The sequence below is a fragment of the Arthrobacter sp. TB 26 genome, assembly GCF_000427315.1.
GTDB lineage: Bacteria > Actinomycetota > Actinomycetes > Actinomycetales > Micrococcaceae > Arthrobacter.
Genome location: NZ_AUPJ01000540.1, coordinates 1868 through 12319, shown reverse-complemented (window position 1 = coordinate 12319; position 10452 = coordinate 1868). Strand labels below are relative to the sequence as shown.

Sequence of the window (10452 nt, the reverse complement as noted above, 5' to 3'; positions counted from 1 at the left end):
GTTCTGCCGCCAGTCCTGAACAGGCCTCGTCCCAGAGCCATGACAGTCACCGCGGTCAGGCGGCCGAGGCCAGCGATCACCAGCGTGGCCACGAAGACCAGAAAAAGACCGAAGAACATGACGAGCGCCACTGCCAAGGTCCCGAAGAAGGTCAGGTTGAGGGCGATGGTTGTCGGATCTCCCATTTCACCTCTCCTAGCCGGCCTTGCCGCGACGCGTCCCACCCAGAGCGGCGGTAACGGCACCCCTTAACCATACGTACTTTTTTCCCCGGACACGCAGGCGGGCGGCCTCGCCGCGGAGACGTGTCAAAGCTGTTATGGGTTCCGCCCTCCCAGTGCCGCCGGATCGTGCGTCTATAGTCGAAACGGAGCCCTGCCGGCACGGTCCGGCCCCCGGAAAGGACAGATTATGACGCCCCCAGACGCCGCCCACCCCGGAGCCCCCAGCCCCGCTCCGGCCCCGTTCCGCGGCAACTGCCCGTGCCTTTCCGGGGAGCAGTACAGCGAATGCTGTAGCCGATTCCACAGCAGCGCGGCGCAGGCTCCGACGGCCGAACAACTGATGCGTTCCCGGTACAGCGCCTTCGTCGTGCTGGACGCCGGCTACCTCCTGCGGACCTGGCATCCGGACACCCGGCCGGCCGCACTGGAACTGGATCCGGAAATGCAGTGGCGGCGGCTGGACATCGTCTCCACCACGCGCGGCGGCCCGCTGGATACCGAAGGGACCGTTGAGTTCAAGGCCCATTTCCGGCACGACGGCGAACGCGGAGTCCATCACGAGACGAGCCGCTTCCTGCGGGTCGACCGCCGCTGGTACTACCTTGACGAAGCGCCTGGCGCCTAGCGGTCCTCGACCGTTTCCACCGGCGTGAACCCGGCGCGGTCCACTTTGCGGTGGAAGTGCATGCCGGCGGTTCCACCCAGGACAGCGGCGAGCAGGGCCACCGCGGCCACCACCACTGCGGCGATGATGCTGGTGGTGGTCAGTTCGCCCTCGTTGACGGGGATGCGCGGGAAGCTGTTGAGCTGGGCCAGGATGTTGTACCGCTGGCCTGCCACGACGCCGAGAATGGCGACGACGACGGCGGCGATGAGCGCCCAGACCCACACCATAAAGCCCTGCTTGGCACCGTTAAAGCGGGCCATCCGGCCGGCGACGTAGCCACCGGAATAGTAGGACACGAAGAGGATGACCAGCAGAACAATGATGCCGACGAGTCCCACGGTCTCGTTGCCCGAGGTGACTGTCGCATTGACGTCCGTATTGGTGGCGAGGCCGACGGCGGTGCCGGCGGCGGCGACCAGCGCGGTCAGCAGCACGGCCATTCCGGTGGCGGCGAGCCAGCCAAAGAAGGCCGAACCGATCTTAATGCCGCCGAACTGCTCTTTTTCACGGGCCACCACGGTTTCGCGGGTGGGGACTTCTTCCACGACAGTGCCACGGACGGGCTCGTCGTGGCGCACGGCCGTCACCGGCTGGCTGCGGGTCGGTTCGCTTCGGACCGGTTCAGTGCGGACCGCATCCTGGGACCGTGTGGGTGTTTCCGCCGCGGCGCCGGTCGGGATGGCGCGGGTGTCGCTGGTGCGGACAGTGTCGTCGCGTGCAGCATCCTGCCGGGCATCGTGGATCCGGGCGTCCTGGCTGACGGCCGCTTCCTCGTCACGTGCGCGTCGGGGAGTGCGATCTTCGGGTCCTGCTGGGTTGCTCATGAGGACTGCTCACTTTCACTGAATGACCCGGGCCCATTGTTTGGGCCGGGCACCGCAAGGCGGAGACCGGTGTGCAGGTCCCACGTCCAGCTAATCACGGGCAACACAAGGTAGCAAGGATGCTTACTATTGATCCCGGGTGGCGCTCACGGCTGACGCGCCATGTCAGCGGTACTTCCGGTGCAGGTTCACCTTCACGGACGCGCGCGGGCTGGCGTCGGCAATCCACGGCCCCGTGCCTTCGGACTGGTCCAGCACACCAGCCTCAAGCCATTCGTAGTCGCCGGCCAAGACCTTGCGGGAGAGCATGTGGTCGCCGTCGTCAGTGTTCCTCCAGAGCTGGTCAAAATATTCGTCCACCCGCACGCGGGCCTGTTCGCAGAACGCCTCGGCGAGTTCGTAGGCGGAGGCTCCTTTCTCCGGGGAAGTCCGCAGCAGCATTTCCGCCCGGGAGCAGGCCGCCGCCATGGCGAACAGTTCCGCCCCGATGTCCACAATCCGGCCCAGGAACGCCTGTTTGTGCTCAAGCTTCGCCTGCCAGCGGCCCATCCCATAGAAGGTCTGCCGGGCCAGCCGCCGGGAGGACCGTTCGACGAAGCGCAACTGCTTCGCGAGCCGGCCGAAGTCGCTGTAGGAACGCGGGTCCATGCCGGCCCCGGCGACGAGTTTGGGCAACCACTTCGCGTAAAAACCGGAAGCGCCGACGGCGGCCCGGGCCTTGTCGGACAGGCTCGCGTCCTCGGAGGCGAGGTCTCCGGCTGCCGCGAGGTGCGCGTCCACAGCCTCGCGCGCGATCAGCAGCTTCATGATCTCCGAGGATCCCTCGAAAATCCGGTTGATCCTCAGGTCACGGAGTTGCTGCTCGGCCGGCACCGCGCGCTCGCCGCGGGCCTCGAGCGAGTCCGCCGTTTCGAAGCCACGTCCGCCGCGGATCTGCACCAGCTCATCGGCGATCCGGCAGCTGATCTCGGTGGACCACAGCTTGGCCAGGGCGGCCTCGATCCGGACGTCCTTCTGCCCGGCGTCGGCCATTTCAGCGGACAACTCGAAGACGGCGTCCAGGGCGAAGGCGCTGGCCGCAATGAAGGCGATCTTCTTGCCCACGGCTTCATGCTTGCCCACCGGACGGCCCCACTGGGTGCGGGCGTTGGACCACTCACGGGCGATCTTCAGGCTCCACCGCCCGGAAGCGACGCAGAGCGCGGGGAGCGCGAGCCGGCCGGTATTGAGCGTGGTGAGGGCGATCTTCAGGCCCTGTCCCTCGCGGCCCAGCCGGTTGGCCGCCGGCACCCGGACCTCGTGGAAGCGGGTGACGCCGTTTTCGATGCCGCGCAGCCCCATGAAAGCGTTGCGGTTTTCCACCGTGATGCCGGGGGAGTCCATCTCAACGACGAAGGCGCTGATTCCGCCCTTGTGCACCGTGCCGTCCGCGCCGGTGCGGGAGGGGACCACCGCCATGACCACCACGAGTTCGGCAATCACGCCGTTGGTGGTCCAGAGTTTCACGCCGTCCAGGATGTAGGACTCGCCGTCGTCGGTGGGGACCGCGGTGCTGCCCATCCGGGCGGGGTCACTGCCGACGTCGGGCTCCGTCAGCAGGAATGCGGTGATAGCCCCGGCGGCGCAGCGCGGCAGGTACTCCTGCTTCTGTTCCGGGGTGCCGAACACCTTGACCGGCTCGGGGACGCCGATGGACTGGTGCGCCGAGAGCAGGGCGCCGAGGCTGGGGTGGACGGAGCCCAGCAGCGCCAGCGCCCGTCCGTAGTAGACCAGCGAGAGGCCAAGGCCGCCGTAGTCGCGGGGGATCTTCATGCCGAAGACGCCCAGTTCGGCGAGGCCCTTGAGATAGTCATCCGGAATCAGTGCGTCGCGCTCAATGGTGCGCCCGGACATCGTGCGGCAGTAGTCCGTGAGGCGGGCCATGAATTCGTCGCCGCGTTCGACGTCGTCCGCGGGGGCTTCCGGCCACGGGTGGATGAGGCTGAGGTCAAAGCTGCCGAGGTACAGCCCCTTGGCGAAACTGGGCCGGTCCCAGGTGGCCTCGCGGGCTGCCTCGGTGATGGCCCGCGCGTCGGCCGCGGTGGCGTCGGGACCGATCGCCTCCGACGGGACCGGGACATCCGCGGCCGGGCTGTCGGCGGGATTCTCAGTGGCTGGATTTTCAACGGCGGAGCTCATCGGGCATCTCCTCTGACCGGGGTCACCGGCTCGAGCCCTGGATCCGCCGTGGGTGGAGGACCCTTCAGCTGTCCCGCAAGACTACCCGCGGGTAGGTGCCGGTGCTAGGGGTCGATTGGCCCATAATTTCGGCCGCGATGTCCCCGACGAAGTCACCGGCGCCGCCGCCCGGAAGTTCCACCCTGGCGGCGTGATGGACCAGCCGGTCCCAGGCGTGGTTGATGCCGTGGACGAGCCCCAGCAGGATGGTCGCGGCGATGAGCCAGGCGAGCCGGCCGACACCCACCAGGACCATGGCCGCGAAGGACGCCGTCATCATGAAGACTGTGAGTACCAGGGCGAACATGAGCGTTCCGATGAACACCAGCGTTGCCGTTTCCACTGCGCTTAGGTCGAACTGCATTCTTCCCCCTGCACCATTGCTTCGGTTGAATCAGTAGCCCGAGCGTAGGTTGCGGGAGATGGGCTAGCCAGAGTCCAGGGCGCGTGCCGGGGTTCTTGATATGGGATCGAAATGCTACCGGGGCGTAGGTCACGGGGCGGTTGCGGCGACCTCACGGCCTGCCGGTCACGCCCCGTGAAATCCCGCGCTGTGGTCCGTCGCCGCGGTCAGTCGTCGTCCCGCTCGGCGGAGCCCTGGCCCAGCACCCGGAAGTCGGCACCGAGCTGCACCTCAACCTGGGTGCCGTCGTTGAGCCGCACCTCCACCTCGTAGGCGGTGCCGCCCTCGTTTTCCCGCTCGACTTCGCGCACCGTGCCCTGGCCGACCCGGGCGAGGGCGGCGTTTCCCGCCTTGTCCCGGTCCTCGGCGGTCAGCGCGGGCAGGTTGGCATCGTCGTCGTGTCCGGGTGCGTCGGCGGTGGCTACCCGGAGCGACCGCTCGAGTTCGACCTTGGCGTTGCTGGCATCCGGGAGCCGGAAAGCGGCGGTCGGGGTGCTTGCTGCGACTGCTACTGTGGCGCCACCGAGAATCGCCGCCGCGGCCGCCACTCCCGTGATCAGCAGTGCTTTTTTGCCCATGACAAACTCCTCTCATGTGATGTTCATAGTCTGCTCCCGCAGGCAACGGCACACAACGATGAATGCAAACCGGGGCCTGCGTTAACCTTGTAGCTGGCAGTTTTCCTTATCCGCTGCCCATCCAGATCCCCCGGCAGCTGAAGGAGAGTGCGTGTCCCGCTCCGCCCTGTCCTCCGCCGACGCCATCAGCGCCCGGCTGCGCGACCTCGAACTCCTCACCAAGGGTCCCGCCTGGGCGCTGACCCGCTCGGCGCCATGGGTGATAGCCGTGCTGCAGGCCTCCTTCACGCGCACCCGGCCGCAGCTTCCGCTGGAACAGTTCCACGCCGACGTCGACGCCTTCCTTGAGCAGCTCCGCCGCCAGGACCCGGGGCTGGGTGGTTCCGCTAACGGGAAGACCTTTGGCGATGAGTGGACCCGCAAGAACTTCCTGACCCGCCGGAACCAGTCCGGGCAGATCGTGTACGAGGTCACCGAACCCGCCGCCCGGGTCCTCGCCTTCCTGGACAGTCTCTCCAGCGAACGCTCCACGCTTAATGGTTCACGGCTCGGCACGCTGCTGGGCGACGTCGAGAAGCTCGCCAACGAGACGAACCCGGACCAGAGCGCCCGGTTGGAGTCCCTCGAGGAGGAGATCGGCGAACGGCGCCAGCTGATCCAGGACATCAGCTCGGGCGACTTTGACGGCCTGCTCGATGACGAGGAAGCCGTGGAAGCCGCCGGGAACATCCTGGATCTCGCGGCGAGCCTGCCCGCGGACTACAAAAAGATGCGTGACCGGATCGAGGAGCTGGTGGGCGAGCTCCGCAACCAGATCATCGAGGAGTCCCTGAGTAAGGGCGCCACGATGGCCCAGGTGCTGGAAGCGGACAAGCGTCTCCGGCAGAGCCCCGAGGGCAGGACCTTCCGTTCCTTCACGGCGTTCCTGGAGGACCCGCAGCAGCAGTTGCGTTTCCGTTCGGCGATCGGCGAGGTCCTGAGCCGGCAGTTCGCGGATGACCTCAGCCATGACGAACGCGAGACGCTGAAGAACCTGGTGGCGGAACTGCGGACCCAGCACAGCCAGATCCAGCGCATTTACGGCAAGCTCAGCGAAAGCCTTAACACGTACGTCCAGAGCGACGACTTCCGCCAGTCCGTCCGGCTCCGCAAGGTCCTCCGGGAGGCCGAGCAGGCCATCCGGTCCCTGCCGTACGAGCGCGAACGCCCGGGGCTGGTCCGTGGCCCGGTGCTGTTCAACGCCGGCTTCGAATCCCTGGCCATGGTCAAGCTGTTCGACCCGGACGAATTCGCGGCTCCGCCCAAGCTGGCTGACCCGATCGCCTTCAGCGACTCGGACCGGGTGCGCTCGCCGCGGACCGGGAAAGCGAGTCCCGAGGCGGTCCGCGCCGCGTTCGCCGGTGCTTCCACCCTGGCCGGGGCCTGGGCGCAGCTCCCGGCCGGGGAACGCCACATCAACTCGATCCGTGCCCTGCTTTCCCACGCCCTGCACGAGGGCGCCGGCTTTGACCGCGGGGCCTGGGAAACTCTCGACTTCGAACAGATCGACGGCTCCACGCGCACCGCGTACCTGCCGGTCGTCACGCTCAAGAAGGACTGAAGATGACTGAAGACATCACAACGGCGGACGTGCAGCCCGCGCCTGCGGAGCCTGCCCAGCACGTCCACGCCGACCCCTTCACCGTCACCCCGCGGGACACCTTCGTGGACGGCGCCGCGCTCTTCGCGGGGGACACCGGCGTGCTCCCGATGAAGGTCCGCCAGGCCCTCGTGAAACTTCTCAAGGGCCCGTACATCGACGGCGGCCGGGACGAGAAGCTCTGGACCACCCTGCTGGACAACCAGCTGATCCTGCGCAGCCGCCTGTCCGAACTCTTCCTGACGCTGCAGCTGGACCACGAACGCAAGGTGGCCGTGCTGCGCCCGGTGGACCCCGAGGCCATCGGCGGCAGCACCCGCTCCAGCATCCTGCGCCAGCAGCGGGCCCTGAGCCGCGTCGAAACCATCGTGCTGCTCCGCCTGCGGCTGCTCCTGGACCGCCACGTCACCGCCCAGACGGACCCCACGATCACCCGCGAGGAAATCGCCGAACTCGTCGCCCACTACCAGCCCGCCGGCCAGCAGGACGCCCTCCGCGATTCCGACGTCGTCAACCGCGCCATCACCAAGCTCCTGGCCCGCCAGCTCCTCCTGGCCACCGGCCTGGACGAGGTCTACACGATCTCCAACGCCCTCCCCCTGGCCCTCCCGTTCGAAAACATCGGCGACATCCCGGCCCAAATCGACGCCCTCATTGCGGCCTCCACCGACCCCTCCGGCACAGAACCCCTGCTGGAGCTCGACGCGGAGAAGCCCGCGGAGGACGACGCTGAGGACGACGACGCAAACGACGACGATTCCGTGACGGACAGCAGCGGCGACCCCGGGGACATGCGGCAGCATGCGTCTAAGCGAGGAACGAGCGAGCATGCAGAGCATGTGTCCGGTGGCGCCGCGGAAGGTGACCACTCCGAAGGGGCGGGGGCGGNNNNCCGTCGTCGTCACCCAGCCCCGCCAACAACGAAGCGCAGGCAGCCAAGTGAGCATCGCGACAATGCTGCCGATGGGCGAGCTCACCAACCCGGGTCAAATGCGCCTGGCCCTCGTCCAGGTCGTCAACTGGGGCACCTTCCATGGCGCCCACACAATGCACGTGGACCGCAACGGCACCCTGCTGACCGGCAATTCCGGCGTCGGCAAGTCCACGCTGTTCGACGCGATGCTCCGGGTCTTCGATGCGAGGCCGCGCTCCAACGAGGCCGCGGCCCAGCGTGCCGGCGGCGCGGTTGAGGACAAACGCACCACATTCACGTACATGCGCGGCAAGGTGGGGGACAAGGCGGTCGGCGAGGGCTCGGCCAGCGCGTTCCAGCGCCCCGGCGCCACGTGGTCCGCCGTCGCCCTGACGTTCGACAACGCCGCGGGCACCCGGGTGACGGTGTCGGCGCTGTTCGACCTGCCCAAAAACGGCACGGAGTCCAGCGTCGGGCGGTACTACCTGATCGACAACAAGCCGCTGGACCTCACTGCTATCGAGGGCATCGCGGAGAAGCGTTTCACCAAATCGGCGCTGGACGCGATCTTCCCGGACGCCCAGGTCTTCGATGTGCACAAGGCCTTCGCGGAACGCTTCCGGCGCCTGCTCGGGATCAACTCGGACCAGGCGCTGCCCCTGCTGCGCGTCATCCAGGCCGGCAAGGGCCTCGGCGGCAGCGTCAACAACTTCTTCCGCGACCAGGTCCTGGACGCGCCCGCCACGCTGGCCGCGGCGGATGACGTCGTCGAGGAGTTCAGTAACCTGATGTCCATCCGGCAGCGGCTCGAGGACGTCCGGCAGCAGCGCGACCAGCTGGCACCGGTCCCCGGGCTGAACAAGGAATATGCCCAGTCGCTGCTCGACGCGAACCGCCTGCGGGACCTCGCCGGCGAGGAATTCGAGGCGTACAGGCAGCAACTGGCCGTCACGGTCCACGAGAAGACCCTGGAACGATTCAAAGCGCTGGCCCAGGCGAAAGCCAAGGAACTCGGCGCCGAACGCGGCATCCGGGACGGACTGGCCAAGGAGCTGCGCCAGCTCGAGGCGGACTACAACAACCAGGGCGGCAACGCGATCTCCGCGATCGAGCAGTCGCTCGAAAACGCCCGGGTGGGGCTCAAGCTCCGCCAGCAGGTGGAGGAATCAGCCCGGAAGGCCCTCGCCGACGCCGGCCTGGAACTTCAGTGGTCCCCGGCCGGCTGGGAGCAGGCGCACGAGCACGCGGCCGCCCGCTCGGCCGAGCTCAAGGACGACTCGGAGGCGCTCAAGGAACTGCGCTTCGAGGCCTTCGACGGCCACGCGACCAGGAAGCGGGAGCTCGCCGCCGCCCAGCAGGAACTGGTGTCGCTCAAGACGCGCAAGTCCCTGCTGCCGCCGTCGAGCATTGAAAACCGCAGCGCGATCGCGGCGGCCACCGGCGTCCCCGAGGAGCAGATGCCGTTCGGCGGCGAACTGATCGACCTCGCCGAGGGCCACGAACAATGGCGGCCGGCCNCCGCCGAGCGTGCCCTGCGCAGCCTCGCCACCACGCTTCTGGTCCCCGGCGAGCACTTCGCCGCCATCACCCGCTACCTCAACGACCATTCCGTCCGCGGTGCGCTGCGCGCGGTGGACGTCTCGAAGCCCCTTGCCGGCGGCGCGCTGGCCGTCGAGGACGCGGCCGACGGCGATCTGCTCACCAAGCTGGACATCCTCGCCGTGGGTGCGGCAGCGGACGCGGGCGGGTGGATCCGGGAACGGATCGCCCTCGATTTCGCCTACCCGTGTGTTGAAGACCCGGACGAACTTGCCCGCCTGGACAAGGGCCTGAGCCTGGGCGGTGTGGTCAAGCGCAACCGCCACACCGTGGAAAAGGACGACCGCAACACGTCCCGGCAGGACTATGTCCTCGGCTTCGACAACGCCGCCAAACTGGAGCTCGTGGCCGCACAGGTCGAGGACCTGCAGCAGGAACTGACCAAGGCCGCCGAGCTCGCGCAGAGCCGGGAAGAATCGCACCAGGGGATGAGCCGGCAGCTCGAGGCCCTGCGCCGCGTCGCCGAGGACCACCGCCCCTGGGAACAGGTGTCGGCCGCCGTCGCGGCGGACGAACTCGCCCGGATCGAGCAGCGCCTCAAGGACGCCCTCACCGCGCAGGCGGACCTGGAACCGCTGCGCGCCAACATCGAGGCGGCCCGGCACAAGCACCAGTCCAGCACCGAGGCCGCGGCCGTGCTGCAAAGTGAATACAGGGCCGTCGACGCGCAGCTGTCCACCGCCGATTCCCTACTGGACGCCGCACGGCAGCGCCTGGCCCAGCAACCGCCGTCGGACGCCACTGTCACGGCGCTGGAACCGTACTTTGCGGACTTCGGCGACGTGCTCGAGATGCATGAGCTGGACAACCTCGCCAACCAGGTCCGGACCCGGCTCCTCGCCGAGCTGCATGTGGCCGAATCCCGTGGGCAGGCCACCTCGGAGCGGCTCACGCGGACCTTCGAGGGCTTCGTTCGTGAGTGGGGGACGGCGATTTCCGCGGACCACGGCACCTCGATCGGCGCCGCGGGGGAGTTCGAGTCCCGCTACCACGCCATTGTCAGCGACGGCCTGCCCGCGCAGGAGGCCGAATTCCGGCAGTTCTTCAACCAGCGCACGCATGAATCCTTCAGCACGCTGCTGCACCTCCTGGACGAGGAACGCCGTTCGATCACCAGCCGCATCCTGCCGCTCAACGGGATCCTCTCCGAGGTGAACTTCCACGAGGGCAGCTTCCTGGAACTCGACATCAAGCAGACCCTGCCCGCCACGGCGAAGCAGTTCAAGGACGCGATCCAGAACGCGCTCAAGGTCCGTCACAGCCGTCCGGGAAAGACCGTGACTGCAGCGTCCGCCGCGCTGGCGCCGGGTGCCTCCAGCCCGGAAACGGACGACGACGCCGAGCTCACCACCCGCTACAAATCGCTCGAAACGCTCGTGAAGCGGCTC

The 10452-nt window shown here is 67.8% G+C and carries 6 protein-coding genes and 3 pseudogenes (1 of these 9 running past the window's edge); 4 read left to right on the top strand and 5 right to left on the bottom strand.

The window, feature by feature from the left end; genetic code table 11:
* Window positions 1-185 (bottom strand): annotated as a pseudogene (locus K789_RS0121200) (hypothetical protein); the annotation flags it as partial.
* Window positions 186-411: 226 nt separating this feature from the next.
* Here K789_RS0121200 and K789_RS0121195 point away from each other — a divergent pair.
* Complete coding sequence (locus tag K789_RS0121195) at window positions 412-849, top strand: YchJ family protein (RefSeq protein ID WP_024368493.1); 438 nt, start codon at window positions 412-414, stop codon at window positions 847-849.
* Here K789_RS0121195 and K789_RS0121190 read toward each other — a convergent pair.
* The 4 genes from K789_RS0121190 to K789_RS0121175 form a co-directional block, all read right to left on the bottom strand.
* A complete protein-coding gene (locus K789_RS0121190; protein WP_024368492.1) occupies window positions 846-1715 on the bottom strand; it encodes a TIGR04086 family membrane protein in 870 nt (289 codons plus the stop codon). The two genes, K789_RS0121195 and K789_RS0121190, sit on opposite strands and share 4 nt — an antisense overlap.
* 165 nt (window positions 1716-1880) lie before the next feature.
* Entirely contained in the window at window positions 1881-3893 is a 2013-nt protein-coding gene (locus tag K789_RS0121185) for an acyl-CoA dehydrogenase family protein (protein ID WP_024368491.1), read from the bottom strand.
* Window positions 3894-3957: 64 nt separating this feature from the next.
* Window positions 3958-4296 (bottom strand): hypothetical protein, encoded by a 339-nt coding sequence (locus tag K789_RS0121180; protein ID WP_024368490.1) that lies wholly within the window; start codon window positions 4294-4296, stop codon window positions 3958-3960.
* A 206-nt stretch (window positions 4297-4502) separates the two neighbouring features.
* On the bottom strand, window positions 4503-4913 hold the full coding sequence (locus tag K789_RS0121175; RefSeq protein ID WP_024368489.1) for a PepSY domain-containing protein: 411 nt from the start codon (window positions 4911-4913) through the stop codon (window positions 4503-4505).
* A gap of 151 nt (window positions 4914-5064) precedes the next feature.
* On the opposite strand from K789_RS0121175, the gene K789_RS0121170 reads away from it, so the two are divergent.
* The 3 genes and pseudogenes from K789_RS0121170 to K789_RS23760 form a co-directional block, all read left to right on the top strand.
* Window positions 5065-6513, top strand: coding sequence for a DUF3375 family protein (locus tag K789_RS0121170; RefSeq protein WP_024368488.1), 1449 nt, complete (start codon window positions 5065-5067; stop codon window positions 6511-6513).
* 2 nt (window positions 6514-6515) lie between these two features.
* Window positions 6516-7307, top strand: a pseudogene (locus tag K789_RS0121165) (DUF4194 domain-containing protein); the annotation flags it as partial.
* A gap of 184 nt (window positions 7308-7491) precedes the next feature.
* A pseudogene (locus K789_RS23760) lies at window positions 7492-10452 on the top strand (ATP-binding protein); it runs 539 nt beyond the window's last position.

Excerpts from the sequence above, each read along its gene's own strand:
- K789_RS0121195 (WP_024368493.1), top strand. The coding sequence starts at position 412 with ATGACGCCCCCAGACGCCGCCCACCCCGGAGCCCCCAGCCCCGCTCCG.
- K789_RS0121190 (WP_024368492.1), bottom strand. The coding sequence starts at position 1,715 with ATGAGCAACCCAGCAGGACCCGAAGATCGCACTCCCCGACGCGCACGT.
- K789_RS0121185 (WP_024368491.1), bottom strand. The coding sequence starts at position 3,893 with ATGAGCTCCGCCGTTGAAAATCCAGCCACTGAGAATCCCGCCGACAGC.
- K789_RS0121180 (WP_024368490.1), bottom strand. The coding sequence starts at position 4,296 with ATGCAGTTCGACCTAAGCGCAGTGGAAACGGCAACGCTGGTGTTCATC.
- K789_RS0121175 (WP_024368489.1), bottom strand. The coding sequence starts at position 4,913 with ATGGGCAAAAAAGCACTGCTGATCACGGGAGTGGCGGCCGCGGCGGCG.